19 protein-coding genes are annotated in these 19,005 nt (G+C 58.2%); 9 read left to right on the forward strand and 10 right to left on the reverse strand.

The annotated features are described in order from the left end of the window. Window positions 1-34 precede the first annotated feature (34 nt). The 6 genes from ftsE (at window position 35) to KGZ66_10655 (ending at window position 6,559) form a co-directional block, all read left to right on the forward strand. Window positions 35-715, forward strand: a complete 681-nt coding sequence (gene ftsE / locus KGZ66_10630) for a cell division ATP-binding protein FtsE (GenBank protein ID MBS3986039.1) — start codon at window positions 35-37, stop codon at window positions 713-715. Further along, a complete protein-coding gene (gene ftsX, locus KGZ66_10635) occupies window positions 708-1,595 on the forward strand; it encodes a permease-like cell division protein FtsX (GenBank protein MBS3986040.1) in 888 nt (295 codons plus the stop codon). Before ftsE ends, ftsX begins: the two co-directional genes overlap by 8 nt. An 11-nt stretch (window positions 1,596-1,606) precedes the next feature. Further along, entirely contained in the window at window positions 1,607-2,734 is a 1,128-nt protein-coding gene (locus KGZ66_10640; GenBank protein MBS3986041.1) for a peptidoglycan DD-metalloendopeptidase family protein, read from the forward strand. Between the two features lie 123 nt (window positions 2,735-2,857). Beyond that, window positions 2,858-4,069 carry a PDZ domain-containing protein gene (locus KGZ66_10645; protein ID MBS3986042.1) on the forward strand — a complete coding sequence of 404 codons (1,212 nt, stop codon included), beginning with the start codon at window positions 2,858-2,860 and terminating at the stop codon, window positions 4,067-4,069. A 2-nt stretch (window positions 4,070-4,071) separates the two neighbouring features. Next, a complete protein-coding gene (gene uvrB / locus KGZ66_10650) occupies window positions 4,072-6,054 on the forward strand; it encodes an excinuclease ABC subunit UvrB (protein MBS3986043.1) in 1,983 nt (660 codons plus the stop codon). Between the two features lie 274 nt (window positions 6,055-6,328). Then, complete coding sequence (locus KGZ66_10655; GenBank protein MBS3986044.1) at window positions 6,329-6,559, forward strand: hypothetical protein; 231 nt, start codon at window positions 6,329-6,331, stop codon at window positions 6,557-6,559. Window positions 6,560-6,633: 74 nt separating this feature from the next. Here the strand turns inward: KGZ66_10655 and KGZ66_10660 are convergent, their stop codons facing one another. The 4 genes from KGZ66_10660 to KGZ66_10675 all read right to left on the reverse strand — a co-directional run bounded on the left by KGZ66_10660 (window position 6,634) and on the right by KGZ66_10675 (window position 9,977). Beyond that, window positions 6,634-6,768 carry a hypothetical protein gene (locus KGZ66_10660; protein ID MBS3986045.1) on the reverse strand — a complete coding sequence of 45 codons (135 nt, stop codon included), beginning with the start codon at window positions 6,766-6,768 and terminating at the stop codon, window positions 6,634-6,636. 34 nt (window positions 6,769-6,802) lie between these two features. Continuing rightward, window positions 6,803-7,009 (reverse strand): type II toxin-antitoxin system HicB family antitoxin, encoded by a 207-nt coding sequence (locus KGZ66_10665; GenBank protein ID MBS3986046.1) that lies wholly within the window; start codon window positions 7,007-7,009, stop codon window positions 6,803-6,805. 122 nt (window positions 7,010-7,131) lie between these two features. Next, window positions 7,132-8,025 carry a protein phosphatase 2C domain-containing protein gene (locus KGZ66_10670; GenBank protein ID MBS3986047.1) on the reverse strand — a complete coding sequence of 298 codons (894 nt, stop codon included), beginning with the start codon at window positions 8,023-8,025 and terminating at the stop codon, window positions 7,132-7,134. After that, window positions 8,007-9,977: a hypothetical protein gene (locus KGZ66_10675; GenBank protein MBS3986048.1), complete on the reverse strand. Its 1,971-nt coding sequence runs from the start codon at window positions 9,975-9,977 to the stop codon at window positions 8,007-8,009. Before KGZ66_10675 ends, KGZ66_10670 begins: the two co-directional genes overlap by 19 nt. Before the next feature lie 74 nt (window positions 9,978-10,051). Here KGZ66_10675 and KGZ66_10680 point away from each other — a divergent pair, with 74 nt between their 5' ends. Next, window positions 10,052-11,236, forward strand: a complete 1,185-nt coding sequence (locus KGZ66_10680; protein MBS3986049.1) for an anhydro-N-acetylmuramic acid kinase — start codon at window positions 10,052-10,054, stop codon at window positions 11,234-11,236. Here KGZ66_10680 and nagZ read toward each other — a convergent pair. From nagZ to KGZ66_10700, 4 genes are read right to left on the reverse strand one after another with little or no spacing between them, the layout of a single operon-like run. Further along, window positions 11,186-12,730, reverse strand: a complete 1,545-nt coding sequence (gene nagZ / locus KGZ66_10685; GenBank protein ID MBS3986050.1) for a beta-N-acetylhexosaminidase — start codon at window positions 12,728-12,730, stop codon at window positions 11,186-11,188. The genes KGZ66_10680 and nagZ overlap by 51 nt on opposite strands. Further along, on the reverse strand, window positions 12,723-14,720 hold the full coding sequence (locus tag KGZ66_10690) for an N-acetylmuramic acid 6-phosphate etherase (GenBank protein ID MBS3986051.1): 1,998 nt from the start codon (window positions 14,718-14,720) through the stop codon (window positions 12,723-12,725). The genes nagZ and KGZ66_10690 overlap by 8 nt, the downstream gene beginning before the upstream one ends. Next, window positions 14,713-15,660 carry a hypothetical protein gene (locus KGZ66_10695; protein MBS3986052.1) on the reverse strand — a complete coding sequence of 316 codons (948 nt, stop codon included), beginning with the start codon at window positions 15,658-15,660 and terminating at the stop codon, window positions 14,713-14,715. The genes KGZ66_10690 and KGZ66_10695 overlap by 8 nt, the downstream gene beginning before the upstream one ends. After that, entirely contained in the window at window positions 15,657-16,415 is a 759-nt protein-coding gene (locus KGZ66_10700; GenBank protein MBS3986053.1) for a GntR family transcriptional regulator, read from the reverse strand. The genes KGZ66_10695 and KGZ66_10700 overlap by 4 nt, the downstream gene beginning before the upstream one ends. Window positions 16,416-16,572: 157 nt before the next feature. Between KGZ66_10700 and nagA the strand changes: the two genes are divergently transcribed. Both nagA and nagB read left to right on the forward strand, forming a co-directional pair. Further along, the gene (nagA, locus tag KGZ66_10705; protein ID MBS3986054.1) at window positions 16,573-17,706 is read left to right on the forward strand and encodes an N-acetylglucosamine-6-phosphate deacetylase; all 1,134 of its coding nucleotides are present in this window, start codon (window positions 16,573-16,575) and stop codon (window positions 17,704-17,706) included. A 4-nt stretch (window positions 17,707-17,710) separates the two neighbouring features. Next, window positions 17,711-18,436: a glucosamine-6-phosphate deaminase gene (gene nagB, locus KGZ66_10710; protein MBS3986055.1), complete on the forward strand. Its 726-nt coding sequence runs from the start codon at window positions 17,711-17,713 to the stop codon at window positions 18,434-18,436. Window positions 18,437-18,473: 37 nt separating this feature from the next. On the opposite strand, the gene KGZ66_10715 is transcribed toward nagB, so the two are convergent. Together KGZ66_10715 and KGZ66_10720 are read right to left on the reverse strand one after the other, a co-directional pair. Continuing rightward, on the reverse strand, window positions 18,474-18,635 hold the full coding sequence (locus KGZ66_10715) for a hypothetical protein (GenBank protein MBS3986056.1): 162 nt from the start codon (window positions 18,633-18,635) through the stop codon (window positions 18,474-18,476). 71 nt (window positions 18,636-18,706) lie between these two features. After that, window positions 18,707-19,005, reverse strand: a 299-nt coding sequence (locus KGZ66_10720; GenBank protein MBS3986057.1) for a hypothetical protein, incomplete at its 5' end; no start/stop codon positions are given.

Genomic DNA, 19,005 nt, shown 5'->3' on the forward strand with positions numbered 1-19,005 from the left:
CAGTAGAGCTCGTTCACACGAAAGGAAAGAGAGAATGCTCGAACTTCGCAAAGTCACTAAGGCCTATCCCAACGGTCCGGTCGCGCTTAACGACGTCACTCTGAGCGTTGCCCAGGGTGAGTTTGTGTTCGTCGTCGGACAGAGCGGTGCCGGCAAGACGACGTTGACAAAGCTCCTGTTGCGGGAAGAAAAGCCGACGCAGGGTCAGATTATCTTAAATGGCCGCGACATAACCAAGCTGCGAGCGAGCGAAATCCCGTATCTGCGGCGGTCGATAGGGGTTGTTTTTCAGGACTTTCGCCTTATGCCGAATTGGACGGTGGAAGAAAACGTCGCCTTCGCCATGTTAGTCGTCGAAGCCTCCCCGCGGCTGATCCACAGGCGCGTCGCCAAGGTTCTAGAACTCGTTGGGCTCTCACACAAAGCCAAGCAGTTGCCCGGCAAGCTCTCGGGCGGAGAACAACAGCGGGTAGCCCTTGCGCGCGCAATAGCAAACCAGCCGGCCTTCGTTATCGCCGACGAACCCACAGGGAATTTGGACCCCGAGACTGCCTGGGGTATTGTCAAACTGCTCCTTGAGATAAACGCCGCTGGTACAACTATGCTAATGGTAACGCACGCGAAGCAAATTGTCGACTCTTTGCGCAAACGAGTTGTGGCCCTAGAAGGCGGAAGCGTCGTGCGCGACGAGGAGCGCGGTGTCTACCATGGTTAAACCTCGCACCTTCGGCTATTTCTTTCAGTCTGCGGGCAGTAGCCTGATTCGCAACAGCTGGATGACGCTTGCCTCCATCGGCACTGTAGCCGTCGCTCTTTTGGTGCTTGGTGTTTTTATGCTGCTCGCGGTAAACATCGGCGCCATGGCTGCGCAAGTTGAAGAACAAGTCGAGCTTACCGCTTACCTAGCCGACCTTAGCAGTCAGGAACGAGCTAGGCTGGAAAACGAGCTTAAAGCCATACCGGGCGTAGCCGCGGTTACCTTCGTCTCGCGGGAGGAAGCTTGGCAGCGCTTACTGGAGTGGTATGGCGAAGACCGCAACTTTCTCGCCGGGTGGGAGGAAGATAACCCGCTGCGCGAAGCCTTTGAGGTGCGCGCGGATTCTGCCTTCCGCATAGCGGATATTGCCAAGGCCGTAGCAGAGGTGCGCGGCGTCGAGGAAGTAGTTTACGGACGCGAAATCGTAGAGCAGCTTCTCTCTATTACCCGCGCCGTGCGCCTGGTAGGGATAGGACTGATGGCGGGGTTAGCGCTCGCGGCCACGTTTATTATCGCTAACACCATCAGAATTACCGTGTTTGCGCGGCGCAGGGAAATCAGCATCATGCGTTACGTCGGCGCAACAGCCTGGTTCGTCCGCTGGCCCTTTGTTATCGAGGGGTTAGCACTTGGGATAATCGGCGCCATATTGGCTTCCTCGGTGCTGGCGTGGGGGTATTACTTTGCGGTGCGGTCGTTAGCCGCCGCCATTCCCTTTTGGCCCTTTGTCGCTCCCTGGCCGCTTTTGCAGCGCTTAGCGTTAGCGCTGGTTGGGCTTGGCGCGCTCATCGGTGTAGCCGGCAGCGGGATGTCCGTGCGACGTTATTTAGACGTGTAGGAGGCGGGAAGATGTTAAAGCGAATTCTGGCGGCGTTAGCGGTTGGCTTATTACTTCTACCGCTGGGCGTGGAAGCAACTACAGACCTCGAGGCTAGGCAGCGCGAACGCCGTCAAGTGCAACAGCGCATGCAGGAAGCCGAACGGCGCGCCGCGGCAGCCGACCGGCAGGCAAGGAGCGTGCTCGGGGAACTGCAGACCATCGAGCGAAATATCGACCGCACTACGGCGGAGATACGCACGCTTGAGAGCAGGTTGCGCACCGCCGAGAGCGAGCTGCGGCGACTGACGCGGGAGCTAGACGACGCATCGCGGCGTTTAGCGACGCGTAACGCACAGCTTGGCCTGCGCCTGCGAGCCTTGCATGAACGCGGCGCCGTGAGCTACCTGGAGGTGCTGTTCCAAGCCCGCAGTTTCGCCGACTTTATTAGCCGCTTTAGCCTGTTGCGGATGGTGATAAATCAGGATATCGCAATTTACCACGCAGTGCAAGAGGAACGTACCATCGTCGCCGAGCGCCGCGAAGAGGCCGAGGAGCGGCGCGCGGAAATTGCTTCGCTGCGCTCCGAAAAACAAGTACAACAGACTAGCCTGCAAAGCCGCGCCGCAAGTCGCACCGCTATTCTTAACAGCCTAAACCAGGACAAGCAGGCGGCGATTCGCGCTTACAACGAGCTCAACCGTCTAGCGGAAGAACTAGACCGCGTCATCCGAGAGTTAGAGGCGCGTAACCGCGGCGTAGGCACAGGCACCTTTACTTGGCCTGTCCCGGGCAATACCCGCATTACCTCACCCTTTGGCTGGCGAGTACACCCTATCTTCCGCACGCGGGAGTTTCACAGCGGCATTGACATCGGGGCTCCTAGCGGACGCAACATCGTGGCTTCTGACGGGGGCACGGTGCTGTGGGCGGATTGGCTTGGCGGTTACGGCAGGACGGTTATCATCAGTCACGGCAACTTTTCCACCCTCTATGCCCATGCCAGCACCTTGTTGGTGGAGGAAGGGGACAAGGTGACCAAGGGCCAAGTAATAGCGCGTGTAGGCAGCACCGGGCACAGCACCGGACCGCACCTGCACTTTGAGGTGCGCAACCAAGCCGGTACGCGCCTAAACCCAAGCGACCACGTACGTCCCTAGAACAAAAGGGACGGTTCTTCCTGGAAACTCTTCTTGGCGGCACCTCATGTAAAAGCCTTCCTATACACATGCGGTCTATTCCGCACTAGTGGTATAATAGGCTAGACGGGAGGTGTCTCATTTTTGTTGCCGCTCGACGCCTTAGGGTTAGCTTACTTGCGTGCCTTGCCGCAGTTTCTAGTTACACCGCTCTTCTACGTCGTTCTCGCGCTGATAGTCTCCCAGTACATGCGCTCCGCACAGCTTGAGCGCAAGCTCTGGGGACGCCCGCGACTGCCGGTATGGAAGTTGCTTCTGCTGTCTTTGGTCTACGGTGTGGTAGGTGGTTTGCTCGGCAGCCTACTGCTTTTAGGAGTCGGTGTAGCACTGTCGGGAGGCTGGATGCTCTATGTCTGGATGGTAGCGTTAGCCTTGGCCTTTGTCTCGCAGAGGCTAATGTGCTTTGCCTACGCCGGAGGGATTGTGGCTCTAAGTTCGCTGCTCCTCGGTTGGCCGGAGCTTGACATCCCCGCGCTACTGGCCTTAGTTGCGCTGCTACACGCCGTGGAGAGCGTGCTAATGGTTCTAAGCGGTCACATTGGCGCAGTACCTGTCAGCGTTAAGAACTCGCTGGGGGAGATTGTGGGCGGCTTCAGCCTGCAGAAGTTCTGGCCGGTGCCTTTACTTGCCCTCGCCGTGATTCCCGGTGCCGTGCCGCCGGGGGTAGAAACGATTCCTATGCCTGACTGGTGGCCGCTCATTATGCCTGCTGGCATCGGGGCCGAATTTGGCTTGTGGATGATTCCGGTGGTAGCCGGCCTTGGCTACGGAGAACTCGCGATTACTACTTCACCTAAACAGCGCGCTCGACAATCGGCAGGGAAGCTGGCTCTCTTTAGCTTGATTCTCTTTCTCCTGGCGTGGCTGTCAACGCGCATGGCGTTATTCCTTTATGTAGGCGCTATTTTTGCGCCGCTCGGGCACGAGCTGTTAGTGTGGACGACAAATCGGCGAGAGATGCGGGGGAAGCCACTGTACGGCGGCACAGCCGCCGGCCTGCAGATCCTTGACGTGCTGCCGAGTTCGCCTGCCGCGCGAGCCGGTTTTAGTCAGGGCGACGTTATCCTCACGGCTGACGGCACGCCTATAGCCACGCCTGGGCAGCTCGACCTGTTGCAGAAATCGAGCGACCGCGTGTTGCGCATTGAGACTACACGCGGAGCGCGCTACTTGCCAGCCGGGATTGGCTTTAAGGAGAGCGGTCTTATTCCTGTGCCTACGGTGGAAACAGAGGCGTACTTGGAGACGCGTTTTGCGAGTCCGTTAGACTACTTGGCGCGGCTGTGGGGTAGGTAGCGATGTTTAAGCTACATTCTGATTTTCGCCCCACCGGCGATCAGCCGGAGGCCATTGCCGCTTTGAGTGCCGGCATTACGGCAGGAGACAGGGAACAGACGCTACTAGGTGTAACCGGCTCCGGCAAGACATTTACCGTGGCCAACGTCATCGCCGAGGTGAAGAAGCCAACGCTCGTGCTTGCGCACAACAAAACCCTAGCGGCCCAGCTGTGTGGGGAGTTTCGGCAGTTCTTCCCTGAAAACGCCGTAGAGTACTTTGTAAGCTACTACGACTACTACCAGCCGGAAGCGTACATCCCGCGCACCGACACATACATTGAAAAGGATGCCCAAATCAACGAGGAGATAGACAAACTGCGCCACTCCGCGACTACCGCCCTGCTCGAACGGCGGGACGTCATCATCGTCGCCAGCGTATCGTGCATCTACGGCCTCGGCAACCCGGCGGAATACGCGGAAAACTCGCTTTCCCTGCGGGTGGGCATGCGGCGAGAGCGAGACGATATCCTGCGCCGCCTCGTGCAGATGCAGTACGCGCGCAACGACATAGCCTTTGAACGCGGTACCTTTCGCGTGCGTGGGGATAGCCTAGAGATTATTCCGGTATCCGAAATGGACAGAGCGCTCAGAATAGAGTTTTTTGGAGACGAAATCGAGCGCATCACCGAAATTGACACGCTGACAGGCGAAGTGAAGGGCAGGCGGCATCACGCAGCTATTTTCCCGGCGTCCCACTTTGTTACCAGCCGGGACAAGCTGTATGCGGCCATCGAGCGCATAGAGGCTGAGTTAACAGAGCGGTTAACCGAACTTCGCGCGCGGGACAAGCTGTTGGAGGCGCAGCGCCTAGAACAGCGTTGCCGCTATGACCTTGAGATGATGCGAGAGGTTGGTTTTTGCTCCGGCATAGAGAACTACTCGCGGCACCTTGAAGGTAGGGCAGCGGGTACGCCTCCCTTTACGCTACTGGATTACTTCCCCGCGGACTTTCTACTGGTGGTCGACGAGTCCCACGTCACCATCCCGCAAGTGCGCGGCATGTACGCGGGCGACCGTTCGCGCAAGGAGACACTAGTCGAACACGGTTTCCGTTTGCCTTCGGCTATGGACAATCGTCCCTTGACGTTTGCCGAGTTTAAAAAACGCGTGCCGCAGTTGCTCTATGTTTCGGCTACGCCTGCCGATTACGAGGTGTCGCAGAGCTCGCAGGTAGTCGAGCAGGTAATTCGCCCCACAGGGCTGCTTGACCCACAGATTTTGGTGCGGCGGACGCACGGTCAGATCGATGACTTATACGGTGAGATTAGAGAGCGCGTAGCGGCTAGCGACCGAGTGCTTGTCACCACGCTAACTAAGCGCATGGCAGAGGATCTCACGGATTACTTCAAGGAAATGGGCATAAGGGTGAGGTATTTGCACTCGGATGTGGAGACGCTCGAGCGCATGGCCATCATCCGCGACTTGCGTCTAGGCGAGTTTGACGTGTTAGTCGGCATAAACCTCCTGCGCGAGGGCCTTGACTTGCCCGAGGTGTCGCTGGTGGCCATTCTAGACGCTGATAAAGAAGGTTTTCTCCGCTCCACGTCTTCGCTTATCCAGACTATAGGCAGGGCAGCGCGCAATGAGCGCGGCAAGGTGTTGATGTATGCCGACAAAGTGACCGACTCTATGCAGCGGGCCATAGACGAAACTAACCGCAGGCGCGTGAAGCAACAGGCCTATAACGAGGCCCACGGCATCACACCGCATACGGTCAAGAAGCGAGTGCACGATATTATAGAGGCTACCATTGGTGCAGCCCCGGCCATCTCGGCTAAGCTCTCGGCCGGAAATCTCGGCGCGATGACGCACAAAGAGCGCGTTGACGTCATCGGTAGAATCCAGCGCGAAATGAAGCAGGCGGCTAAGGAGCTTAACTTCGAGCATGCGGCTATGCTGCGCGACCTGCTGATAGAGCTGAAGGCGGGGCATTCAACTAAGTAGGCACGTAGTAGGCACGCAAACAGGCACGAATGAGTAAATTTACATGATTAATCTGCTAATTATTGCATTATCGGCGCTGTCGTGCTGAGCAAACTAAGGCGCGGCTTGGCAGCGCTGAGCATGGACGATATCCATGCGAAATATAGGCCATAAACAGCGTGTGGCGAGCTTAAGCGGGAATGGGCTGGGTTTTTCTTTAGATGCGGCGCGTGATAGACTCTTTTTAGTTGCCGGTTGCCTCGGACTGACCGGCTAAAAGGAGTTACGGATATCTATGTGCGTCTGCAAAGAAGTGCTGGCCTCTGCTGCGGCCGAGCGCGAGCTAAAGTTTCTGCGGCCCGACAAACCGCGCTTGGTTCTAGGCAATGGTCGCTCACTGCTGTTTCAGGTGGTGTTTGTCACGGAAGGCGGCAGCGGGAGGGAAGTGACGTTGTGCTGCGACTGCTGTCACTCCAAATGGGTCGCCAAAATTAACGGTCGCTATGAGGTATCCGCTCTGCAGTAGACATGTGCCGCGCATACGGTCAAAGCAAAACAGCCGCTACGAGCGGCTGTTTTTTTGCGATAAGGACGGTGCCGTCAGTGCCCTCCCAGGTAAGCGCTCTGCACAGCCGGGTTTGCTGCGATTTCACCGGCGTCGCCCGCTAAGGCAATGGTGCCCGTAAACCGATACGGTCCCAGGAGTATGGGTGAATCTACGTGCGAGCATGGCAGGTAGGCCTAGAGCAACTCTACAAACTCAACTTGCTCATACGGCCACCACGATGGCCTCAAAACGCTCTTCTGGGACAGGCAATCCGTCCTCCTCTAAAGCCGTAACGTATCCCTGGATGGCCTCTCTAATATTAAGAATGGCCTTTTCCTTTGTCTCCCCCTGACTGACGCAGCCGGGCAGGCTGGGGCACTCCACCACCCACCAGCCATCTTCCCCCGGGTATACAATAACCTGCCTCATGATGTTCCCCTCCTTGGCGTGTTGGGATTATCTTGTATATTGTAGCATGGGCATCAACACATGACAATGACAACTACTGCCTTGTCCAAGACCCAGATTTCGGGGGGCAGCGGGTGGCTAGCCTAGCGGCACACATTAGGGGCCACAAACGACAGCCAGATGCCTGTCTTGTCGTCGCTGACTTTAGCTCGCGGGAAGCGCAGACATGCACGGTCTTCTTGCTCTTGCTCTAGTAGCCATTGTGCGTAGCTGGCTAGCCCCATGAGCTGCACATGAGCAATTACCTCAGGTATCCCTAGCCCATCCTCATGTTCGGTTCCCGGGAAAGCTAGGCCGTCAGTCATTAAGAGCAGGGCCTGAACACTTTCCCTGCGTATGCGCCGAGAGCAAATGAAACTCTCTGCTTCCGGTTGCCCGTTCAGTACGCCGTAGCCACCTTGGGTGTTTGCTAGCTGCCTGTTTGCTAAGAGCCCCTCGCGAATGAAGGCATGGCGTTCATTAGCACATGAAAACACGCGCTCGTTAGCTTCGCGGCATCGCTCCCGCGTGATGCGGCTGACGCCTACCAGCTGGTTTGGGGTCGCGAGGGTCACGCTGCCATCGGCCTGCACCAGTGCTAACACTGCGTCGCCAATCTGTGCCACCTCTAGGTAGTCCGCATGCAATCGCACCGCCGCGACACAGGCTCCCCACCGCTCCTCAGGACGCGATACATCTATGCCAGCCGCGGTCATAGCGGTTCGCAACTCGTCGTTCGCGAGCTTCAGCACGGCTACAAGAGGCAGGGGGTCATTAGCCCCCTGCCCAGCATAGTGTCCTAGGACTTCGGTGACTAGGCGAGCGGCAGCTAAGCCGCCGCTTTCGCCATTAGGTCCGCAGTAAGGGACAAGTGAGGTGGCGCCATCTACTACAGCGTAAAGCCCTTGCTGCTCTACTAGCAGATAAGTGTCTTCGTTACTAGCGGAGCTGCCTTGTACATGGACGACAGTGGAGACCACTAGGGGCGAATAAACCAAGCATCGAGCTCCTCGGCGCCAATGGGCGACCACACCACTCCGCCTATCCTGTTCGACACGGCGGAAACGGCACTGCGCTGGAACAGCCAAATCCAGGGCACTTCTCGATTGAGAATCACATCGAGCTCATGGTAGATGCGCCGGCGTTCCGCTACGTCGACCGTGGCCAAAGCGGCTTCGGACAGCCTGTCTACTTCGGCATTGCGGAACAAGCCGCGGTTAAAGCCCGGCACATGGCCGGCCGCATTACGCTCAGCTTGGGAAGAGTGGAAGAAGCGGAAGACGTCTGGGTCCGGCCCGGGAGCCCAGCCGGTGATCATCATGTCGAACTGCGTGCGTCGCGAACGTTCGCCTAGTACCGCCCATTCAATCGTCTCCCCGATGGCCTCGACACCAACCAGCCTCCAGTAGCTGATGAGCATGGTCATCACATCCATGCGCGAAACGTGACCAGACTGCACCAGTATGCCAAAGCTCAGGCGCTGGCCATCTTTCATGCGGACGCCGTCCCGACTTCCCGCTGGGACTCGCCAGCCGGCGGCATCAAGCATTTGCCGCGCTCTTACTACGCTGTGCGTGTATGGGTCTAGCCCTGTAGCGCCATGTGCCCATGAAGTAGAAACTTGTGCGCTGTGCAGAACGCGCCCGAACCCGTTTAGCACTGTATTGACCATAGCCTGCCGGTCGATGGCCGTAACTAGCGCCTGACGTACCGCACGGTCTCTTAGGATCGGGTGTTCGAGATTGACGGTAATCGAGTCAAAACCATGTACCATTATCTCTCTGAACTGCGCGCGGTGAGAGTGGTTGCGCTTGACGAGCTCGATGGCGTCCGGCGAAATCGAAGCCAAAAAGTCGATGTCACCGACTTCCCAGGCGGCTTGGCGCACGGCGTCATCCTGGAAAGTGCGAACCACCACTCGTTCAATGTAGGGGCGCGGGTTCTGGAAAAACTGCGGATTGCGAACTAACTCCACGAACTGGCCGGTAACCCAACGCACAAAACGGTACGGGCCGTTGCCGATGGGACTGCGGCTAAAGGCATGGCCGCGCAGTTCGCGTACCGGAACGTTGCCTAGCAGATGGTGAGGCAATAGCCCCAAGCCAATGCGGAAGAGGAAGCTCGCGTCAACTTGCCGCATGCGGAAATCGACGGTGTGGTCGTTCACCACCACGATTTCCTGCACATGCTGCACCACGGCGCGGCGTGGGCCGTCGTAATCGGCATGGGCGATGGTGTCAAAAGTGAACTTGACATCACGAGCGGTGACAGGCACGTCATCCTGCCACCTAGCACGCGGGTTAAGCCAAAAGCGCCACGTAAGGGTCGCCTGGTCCCATTGCCAACGGTCGGCAATGGCGTTCATCGGCAAGCTCTCGACGTTCATGCGCACGAGGCCCCAGTTAGTGCGGCCGTGGATAAAGGCTGAGCCTGTGTCGGTCGACATAATGGGGTTTAGGATGATTGGGTCGGCTGTAGCACCAAAAGTAATCGTACCGCCTAGCGGTGGTGTGATGTAGGGAGTGTGGTTTATGCCAATCGTAACCCGGCCGTCCCAAGTAACTTCGGCCCCGAGCGCTTCTGCGACAAACCGCAGTGGTACTAAGGTGCGCCCGTTCACGATTCCCGGGGCGACATCTAGTGTGCGCGAGGGCCCGTTGACCCAAGCCGTACGGCTGCCGATGACTAGCACAATCGCTGACTCGCGGCGATAGGCGGTAACTGTGCGGGTAGCCTCGTCCCAGTGTACCGTCGCCCCTAGCGCCTCGAAGATGGCCCGCATCGGCACAAGTGCGCGGCCTTGCTCAATAACGGGGGGGACATCGAATTGCAGTGGCGCATTGTTGATGAGCACGCGCCAGGGGGTTGTTGCCTGTGCAGTGAAGTCGACAGCCGTCATCGTCGCTACCAAGGCGAGGATGAGAGTGGTGGCCAGCAGCCTCATTTTCACAATAGACACGCTCCTTCTTAATTTTGTTATGATAGAGTCAAAGACTAGCATGCGGCGACTAGGAGGGCTCTTAAATGGAATGGCTCCCACTTCACGTACTCAGTCTAATGAGTGGCACTGCGGCTGATGGAGTTGATGCGGTGTTAGCCAATTTTTCGGTCGAAGCGGGCAGGCTTCAGTGGTCGGTGGTAGCGCGTTCACGCGTAGATTATTCTCCCACGCTTAGGGCACGTTTGCTGCGAGCAATGCGCTCCACCTCCGGCAACGTCGCACTTATCACTGAGCTTCACGCCGAGATTGGACACGTCTATGCCGCCTTAGCCGGGAACGTGTGCGATAAGTTTGTCGTCGATTTGGTGTCACTGTCGGGGCAAACCATCTTCCATATTCCTCGCCTTGACCCAGAACGGGGCTTTACCGTAAAGAGCACACTCCAACTAGGCGAAGCTGCTTGGGTGCTTGAACGTTGCCGCGTGCCGGTCATCTGCGATTTTCGCCAGTCCGATTTGGCGGCGGGGGGTGAGGGGGCACCCTTAGTGGCGTTTGGGGATCTGCAGTTGTACCACAAACCAGGATCTGCGAGGGCCATCCATAACATAGGCGGCATTTCCAACTTAACCTACCTGCCGGCGGACGGCGATAGTAGCCAAGTATTGGCTTTCGATACCGGGCCGGGGAACTGCCTGTTAGATGAAGCCGCACAGCGGTTCTTTGGCCTGGCCTTTGATTGCGACGGTGCATTGGCAGCGTGCGGGAAGGTCAACTCGGCTCTTCTTGCCACCTGGCTGCATCACCCATATTTGCGGCTACCACCTCCTAAATCTACCGGACGTGAGATTTTTTGTTTAGAACAGATGCTACAGTGCGCCGCTCAGGTCGAATGCACTAATTATGACCTTATGGCTACGCTGACAGCCTTTACAGCCGCGAGCATTGCCGCAGGCTACCGTGATTATGTATTGCCGCGCGGGCTAGACGAGGTGTTGGTCGCCGGCGGTGGTGCGTATAACCCTACGCTTATGCAAGCACTGCGCCAGTGTCTTCCTGTGCCTGTGTACACCTTTGAGGATATAGGTCTTGTTGCCCGTGACCGTGAGGCTCTAGCCTTTGGGGTAATGGCCTACTATGCCTATCACGGGGTGGACAACACTTTGCCTCAGGTTACCGGGGCTGCGCACCCCGTAGTCGCGGGAAAAATGCTGTTGCCGTCAGCAGGAAGGCGGGGTGCTGTTGCTCGTTTGCGAGAGTCGCACCGGTAGCTTGCCGACTGCGCTTTGTTGTCCTGACAGCAATTTGGCCAGCGCGGCAAGTGCCTGTAGTTCGGTGCTGTAGGTACAGACCTGTGTGGTGTGTGGGGGCGCGGCCGCTAGGTCGTAGGGCGCGCCTACGGCCACTACTATAGTGCGCAGAAAGCGACGTGCGATTTCCCGCATAGTAACCGCCTGTACTGCGTCCGTCGCCAGACCGCGTACCAAGACCACGGCCGTGTGGCACTCGCCCTGGGTAGGAGGTCCGTCACCTATTTGCAGGAGTCGGCCCAAGTTCTTGCGTGCATTGTGGAGCACCCCATCGTCGCGGGCGGCAACAAGCTTTACACCTTGGCAGTCGGGCAGGGGCAAGAGAGCTTGTGCGTCATGCACCACCGTAACAGCTGCGCCGTAAGCATTCTCCCGGAGCCGAGCAAAGGCGTCGCGCTCCGTGGCAGTAAGGGGCTGCTCTGCGCGTGTGCACCACCGCGCCTTAGCCGCGGCAATGCGGCCAAGTGCCTCGTCTATGCGCTGCATAGGCAGCTCGCCCGAAGCTAAAGCCTCGCAAATGGCAGCGTGTGTCGCCTGCTGCACTGCCGGGCTGTGGGAGATAAGTACCATGTCCGCCCCGGCCCTAAGTGCCAGCACCGCGCCACTAGCCGTGCCTACCCCCTTGGCGATAGCCGACATCTCCATACAATCGGTGAAGACTAATCTGCCAAATTGCAGCCTGTCGCGCAGGACCCCTTGGATTATCGCGGGGGAGAGAGTGGCAGGCTTATCTGGGTCTAGCGCGGGATAGACTACATGCGCCGTCATCAGGCCTGCAATGCCGTGGTGTATGCTATGGCGGAACGGCCCTAGCTCGATGCGAGAAAGCGCCTCTCTATCGCGCTCCACCCGGGGTAGCACAGCATGCGAGTCTTCCTTAGCGTGCCCATGACCGGGGAAGTGCTTGCCTACAGCCATAACCTGTGCTTCCGTCAACCCCTGCACTGCCGCCTGCCCGAGTGCGCCGACCCACTGCGCATCATCGCCAAACGACCGCACTCCGATGACTGGGTTCTCGGGGGTGTCGTTAACATCTAAGACCGGCGAAAAGTTGACATTGATGCCTGCGGCGGCAAGTTCCCTCCCTAGGGCGTAATAGATCTGCTGTGTGAAGCCTGTGTCCCCTAGGCCTAGACTAGCGGCCGAAAGGGCCATGGCTGGCGGCCAGCGCGGCACGTCTTTGCTGAGCCGGGAAACCGGCCCGCCCTCCTGGTCGGTGGCGATAAAGAGCGGCCACTGCGCTGACGATGTCTGTGCCATGCTTTGCAGTGCTGCCGACAGAGCGCGCACTTCCGCTAGAGTGCCTAGGTTGCGGCTAAAGTAGATGACGCCGCCTACCCCAAGCTCTAGCACAGCTTCTCTGGCCGCATTAGGGTCAGGCGAAAGGAACCCACACATCATCACTTGTCCGGCCTTCTCGGCTACAGACAAACGCGCAGGGTCAAGCTTACGCATGGCCGGTCACCACTGCGTTAGCGAAGCGTGCCCGTAGCGAGTAGATGTCGGTGCTGTCTCGGCCTGCGTGCACGCGATTAGTGAGCAGAATTATGCCGAGGTCGTGTGCCGGCGCGCACCACAAGCTAGTCCCCGTAAACCCCGTATGGCCAAAAGCGCCACACGAGAGAAAGTCTCCACCCGAGCAATGTGTGCGTGAGGGTAGCAGCCAACCTAAGCCGCGCGGCTCCGCACCGCCGACATGCGTAGCCGTAGCTAACGCTACACTGTGCGGTGAGAGAATAGCCTCGCCGCGGTGCCTGCCGTTGTTTAGCCATATGGCAGCATAAACCGCGATGTCCGCCGCGGTACTAAACAACCCGGCGTGCCCTGCCACACCGCCGAGGGCATGGGCATTTTCGTCGTGCACTTCCCCCCACATAAATCTGCCGTAGTCGCTGCGGTACTCGGTCGCAGCAGTGCGGCGTCGTTTTTCATGGCCAGGCAAAAAACACGTGTCGTCCATGCCTAGGGGGAGATAAATATTGTCGCGGGCAAAATCAGCTAGGCTCATGCCGCTGACTGCGCGCACTAGCTCACCGAGCATCATGAACCCGAGGTCGCTGTAGACTACGGTCTGGCCTAGTTGTTCCTGTTCACCCATCGGCAGTGCACAAATGTAGTCAATCATCTCCGCGGCCGACAAGTTGAGCTGCCAGAGGTGCAAGTGCGCAGGTAAACCGGAAGTGTGGGTCAGCAAGTGCCGCAGCGTAATCCTGCCCTTGCCTGCTTGGCCAAAATACGGCACAAAGAGCGCTAGCGGGTCGTCAAGCCGCACTAGGCCGCGCTCTACCAGCAGCAAAACAGCAGGCAGCGTAGCCATAACTTTGGTGAGCGACGCCACATCGAAAATGGTATGCAACTGCATTGGCAAGCGCTCCGGCGCCCTTACTGCTAAGCCAAAGGCGCGTATGTCTTCAATGCGGCCGCGACGCAGCACAGCAGCCACAGCTCCGGGGATGCTACCCTCGCCGTTACCCACTGCCCGTTCCACAACCGCGAAAGCAGCTGCAAAGGGGGTGAACGATGCCCTGCGGCTCTGTGCGGGCGACTGCCGCTGTCCGCAGGCTAGGGAGATAGCTGACCTAATCGAGCCGCCGGTGTTCTGCAGCGCCGAGCGCGCTATTTCCGGGCGTTGCTCGGACAGCAGGGAGACAAGTGCAGTGTCTAACTCCCCGGTACAGTCGGCAAGCTGTTGCCTTGCTTTGTCCTCGGTAACCTCGGTTGCGGCGGTTAGTATGTCGATTGCCCGGCGGTTAAGCTTAGCGTTATGCGAGCTCGCCCCCGCCATTAGATTCGAGTAGGTTCGTCCAAGGGCAATCATGGACGCGGTGGAAATCATGTTAAGAATCAGCTTTTGCGCCGTGCCGTTCTTAAGTCTTGTCGACCCTGCCACTACCTCCGGCCCGACGTCAAAGCAAATGGACACATCGGCGAGCGTCACCAGGCGACCCGGCGCGCCCACCAAAGCTATCGTCTTTGCCCCTAGTGCGCGAGCTTCAGCCATTACACCCGCGACAAAAGGAGTCTGCCCCGAGGCCGCAATCCCGATAACGGCGTCCGCGGCTCCTATGTTTTGTTCGCGCGCAGCCGCCACACCGGCTGTTTGGTCGTCCTCGGCCTTTTCATCGGCGACCAACATCGTCTCTTTACCGCCCGAGATTAGCACAACAAAGCGTTTGCCAAGCGTGCCGAAAGTAGGCGGAAGCTCACTGGCATCAAGTACAGCCTGCCTTCCGCTGCTGCCTGCACCGGCGTAAAAAACCCGGCCGCCTGCTGTCAAAGAGGCTATAACTATCTCTGTCGCCTGCTTAATCGCCGGAAGTACCGCCGCCACCGCGGGTGGTACCTGAGCGTCCTCCTCGTGTATGGCGGCTAGCACTTGGTCTACCGACCACAGGTCAAGGTCAACCGTGCGCTGATTGGCCCGCTCCGTGCGTGGTTTATGCATAGCCCACATCCCCCCTCTGCGTCTTGGCGTAGAACGCCCGCGCCAAACTAGCTGCCCCCTCACACGGCGGAACTAGCGAGACAAACACCTTGGACAGAAGTAGTGCTTCCTGCAGTGACGCAGATACTCGCCCTACATACATCTCGTCGCGGAAGCAACCGCCGACAAGCGCGATGTGCGGCGCGTCAAGTGACAGGAGCTCGGCTACCTTTACCGCACGCTCGACGAGTGTCTCTGCGTGAGAACTGACAATGGCTGAGGATAGCGCATCTCCTGCCTTGGCCGACGAAAAGACCAACGGTGCTAACGCGGCCACCTCTGAGGTAGACATCTTCGCGAGGCAGGGTATGAGGTCGCGGGGAGCAGAGAGAGCAAGCCTAGTCATAAACCGCTCCAACAGCGGCGACTTTTCGCCCCGCAATCCCTCGTGCAGACGTATCGCTTGGCGTAGCGCCGTGAGCGCTATTGCGTATGCCCCGCCTTCGTCGCCTAGCAATGCGCCCCATCCGCCAAGACCGATAAAGGTATCGCCATTCCTGCCCAGGCAGTTTGAGCCTGTGCCGGCAATCACTACGATGCCGTTTTGGTCGCCGTGGGCCGCAGCGAGGGCCGTTCGGCTGTCTTCCGTAACTAAGAGCGGTGTGCCCGGCCACAGCAGCCGCAAAGCCTCCTGTGCAACGCGTCGCTCCTCGGCCCTGCCTACCCCGGCAAGACCTATACAAATGGCAGATAGCTGCTCGTCGTGTAGCGAGGCCTCTGCCAAGGCGGCAGTTAGAGCCGCGGCAACCGCATCCTGCATGGCCTGCTGCCCGCCGGCAGTGAAATGGTTAGCGGGGCCACTGCTACCCTTACCCAAAACAGCTCCGTAGGCATCGGTAATGCAAGCCTCGGTCTTAGTCCCGCCCCCGTCTACCCCCGCAAAAAAACCGGTCTGCCTCACTTTACCACCTCGATTACAAATCTGTAGCGATCCGCCCGATAGAGCGAACGCACATGTTCAAGCGGGACGTCTGCTCTGTCTAAGGTGGTGCGTTCGCGCGCCAGGAGAGGAGCCCCGCTGGCAATACCGAGCAGCTCTGCCTCGCGGCTTAGAGCGGAACGCGCCTCGAGCGTTTCGATGGCGCGGGCAAACTCAACATTATAGTGGCGGCGCAGTAGTTCGTACAGCGAGGTGCGGGCTAAATCGAACTCTGCCGTCAAAAAGTCGGGGAACCGGCGGTAGGGCATGTGCGACACCTCAAGTGCCATGGGCTTATCATCTGCCAGACGCAGTCTCTCTAGCACTATGACCTCTTCGCCGGGCGTGAGCCAGAGCGCCTGCGCTATGCGCTGCTCGGCCGCCTGCACACTGAGAGATAACACCACAGTAGAGGGGGATAACCCGCGCCTAAGCATGTCCTCGGTAAAACTGGTCAGCTTCGTTAACCCTTGCTCTAGTTTAGGCGGTGCGACAAAAGTCCCCAGCCCGCGTCTACGGATGAGCACGCCTTCGTTTACCAGTGCCGCTAGTGCTTGCCGCACCGTCAGTCGATTAATCATGGCCCATTCGGCGATTTGTCGTTCGGAGGGAAGCCTGTCGCCACAGGAAACATGCCCTGTCTCAATCAGGCGCTTAATTATTGCCTGCAGCTGAAAGTACAGCGGTACGGGCGAGTCCGTCTGCAAAGTCATTTCTCCAAAAAAACTAGCCGTCACTTACTCACCTTCCTGCCGGGAAAAGTCCTGCGTTGCCGGTAGCGTGCGTCAGTGCTATACTGGTATAGACCTCTAGTCCAACAATTCGCGCTATGCCGACTGTTTCCTGCTGGCCATAATGGCATCACGCAAATTTCTTCTGCTGAGGAGTGAGCGCATGAAAGCCATCGTGAACGCTGCTTTGGTGCTAGCCGACGAAGTGCTCCTAGGGCATAGCCTAGTATTTGGCGAGCAAATAGTGGCCCTAAGCGACGAGGCGCATCCCCCGACGGGAAGGTTTTCTGAGGTGATTGACGCGAGGGGCCTATTCGTCGCGCCGGGGTTTATCGACATACATGTGCATGGGTTTGGCGGCGGCGACACCCTTGACGCAGGAGGGCTGGGCCTCGTCAAAATGGCGCGCCAGCTCCCCTCTACAGGCGTAACTGCCTTTTTGCCTACCACCATCTCGTACCCTCTCCCGCGCCTGCGAGAGGTCCTCGGCCATATTCGGATAGCTGCGGGGGCTTCGTCAGGCGCAGCCGTTTTAGGCTGTCACCTAGAAGGCCCCTTTATTAGCGAGCGAGCTAAGGGGGCACACGACGCCCGCCACCTCGCTTTGCCTGTGCCGGAGCTGCTGGCCGAATTTAGCGACGTAACTAAAGTCGTTACACTCGCCCCCGAGTTGCCGGGTGGGGCGGAATTTATAGTCCAGTGTATCGAGCATGGCGTTAAGGTTGCGGTTGGGCACACATCCGCCACGTATGAGCAAGCAATGGACGCCGTGGCCGGTGGGGCCTGTCTGTTTACGCACGTCTTTAACGCGATGGCTCCTCTGCATCACCGTGAGCCGGGCGCGCTCGGGGCGGCACTCGACAGCGACGCCTACTGTGAACTTATCGCCGACAACGTCCATGTGCACCCCGCCATGCAGAGGCTTCTGCTTCGCACTAAGCGCGCGGAGAGAATTGTTCTCGTTACCGATAGCACCATGGCCGGATTGCCTGATGGCACTTACGAGCTATATGGCAAGACAGTGACCCTGCAGGGGAACGCCGTGCGTCTCCCTACCGGACAGCTTTTTGGCAGCGCCCTGACGCTAGACCGCGCTGTATGCAACTTTATGGCCAACACGGGGCTGTCTCTTCCCAAGGCGGTGCAGCTAGTTACAGCTAATCCCGCGCGCGTGCTTGGCCTGTCGCAGCGCAAAGGCCGCCTTGCTGTAGGACTAGATGCCGACATAACCGTTTTTGACCGGGACTTAAACATCAGCCAGACCTATGTGCGCGGCGAGTGCGTGTACAGGAGGTGAGCAAATGCGCAGTGTAGTAGCTTCCTCACACAGTGAGGCCTGCCTTTGGGCGGCACAGCTGGTTGGGCGCGCAGTGCGCGACAAGCCCGCCTGTGCCTTAGGGCTGGCGGCGGGTGAGACGCCCCGCCTTATGTACGCTGAACTGGTGCGTATGCACCGAGAGTCAGGCCTAAGTTTCGCACAGGCAACGGCCTTTGCTTTAGATGAGTACGTCGGGGTGGCGCCCGCTGACCCAGCTAGCTTCAGCTTCTTTTTATACCGCAATCTGTTAGGACAGGTGGATTTTGCTCCGCACAATATCCATCTCATTGACGCTCTTGCTCTAGACGTCAACGCTGAGTGCGCGCGCTACGAGCGGCGAATTGCTGCGTGCGGCGGCATAGACCTGTTGATACTTGGTCTAGGGCAGAACGGCCATATTGGCTTTAACGAGCCCGGCACGAGCTTTGTGCAAGGTGTACACCGCGTAGGTCTTACCCAAGCAACGATTGCCGCGAATGCACGCCACTTTGCCGACCCTTCGCAGGTGCCGCGCTTCGCAATCAGCCTCGGCATTAGAAATATCCTCGAGGCCAAGAAGATTCTGCTTCTCGTAAGCGGCAAAAATAAAAGCGAGGCCCTGCGCCTAGCCCTCTGCGGCAGCGTAGACCCTCGCGTGCCTGCCTCTGTGTTGCAGACACACCCCGATGTCACCTTAGTGGCCGACCATGAGGCAGCTAGCCTTCTGTAATGGCAGGCAGGCGAACTCTCGGGCTCGATAGACGTCGTTATATCATGGTCACCGGCAGGACCCAAACGTGCTCTGTCAAAGGCAAGCGCGCCTTGGCTAGGCATATTACCGCTCCGGAACCGACTTTCTTGCTGGGATTGTTGTCTATGAGACGAAACGCCTTGACCATTGACTTATGCCCGAGTTTAACAGATGCCAAGGGAACAAAATCTCCTGAAACCATTGTGGTTGCAGGAGATTTTGTCGGTACTGGCGGGTATAGAAATGTAGTCACATCTCTGTGGCTTTGTCGAGGCTGTATTTGAGGCGGCGCAGTTCGCTGGCCGTCGGCAACCTTAGGTCGCCTTTGATCCTGAGCGATTCAAGGATCACTCGCATGTCCTCATTTGGCTTGGTTAGACGATAGTACCCTGCGGGTAAAGCATCAGCTTGGAATGAAGCCAACGCCTTTTTGATCCGATCTGCCGATAGACCGGACTCCCAGCCATCCTCATTAAGCAGATCCTTGCCTTGAAAGTTCAAGATTTTGTATTGGATAAGTCGAATCATGGTCAAGGCTATGAAGCAGA

The sequence above is a fragment of the Selenomonadales bacterium genome, from assembly GCA_018335585.1.
Classification (GTDB): Bacteria; Bacillota; UBA994; order UBA994; family UBA994; genus UBA994.